A 588-nucleotide genomic window follows, 5' to 3' on the forward strand; every position below is an offset into this window, starting at 1 on the left:
CGACATGCGCATCGCGCGCGGCCGAGGCGCCCGAGGCCGCCTGCCGCGCATAAGCGGCCGCGGCGGCGCCCGCGCGCTCGCCCTCTTGCGACGCATGGTCCACCAGATCGTGCACGTGCAGCGCGTTGCCGCAGGCGAACACGCCGGGAACGTCGGTAGCCAAACGGTTGTCCACCCGCGCTCCGCCGGTGACGGGATCGAGCCCCACCCCGGCCGACTTCGCCACCTCGTTCTCGGGCACGAGGCCCACCGACAGCAGCAGCGTGTCGCACGCGATGCGCTGCTCGGTGCCGGGGATCACCTGGATCGTCTCGGGATCCACCTGCGACACGTACACCGCGCTCAGGCGACCCTCCCCTTCCAGCCGCGTCACCGTGGAGCTGAGGTGCAGCGGGATGCCGAAGTCGTCCAGGCACTGCACCACGTTGCGACGCAGACCGGACGGATGCGGCATCAGCTCGTGCACGCCCACCACCTCGGCCCCCTGCGACGCCAAACGGCGCGCCATGATCAGCCCGATGTCTCCCGACCCGAGGATCACCGCGCGACGTCCGGGCGACGGCGACCCTTCGGTAGGTTCATGAAGTT

The 588-nt window shown here is 70.9% G+C and carries 1 protein-coding gene; it reads right to left on the reverse strand.

The annotated features are described in order from the left end of the window. A partial coding sequence (locus tag HMPREF1023_RS14970) for an NAD(P)/FAD-dependent oxidoreductase (RefSeq protein ID WP_009307337.1) occupies positions 1–588 on the reverse strand: 588 nt, incomplete at both ends.

Source organism: Eggerthella sp. 1_3_56FAA (genome assembly GCF_000185625.1).
Taxonomy (GTDB): domain Bacteria; phylum Actinomycetota; class Coriobacteriia; order Coriobacteriales; family Eggerthellaceae; genus Eggerthella; species Eggerthella lenta.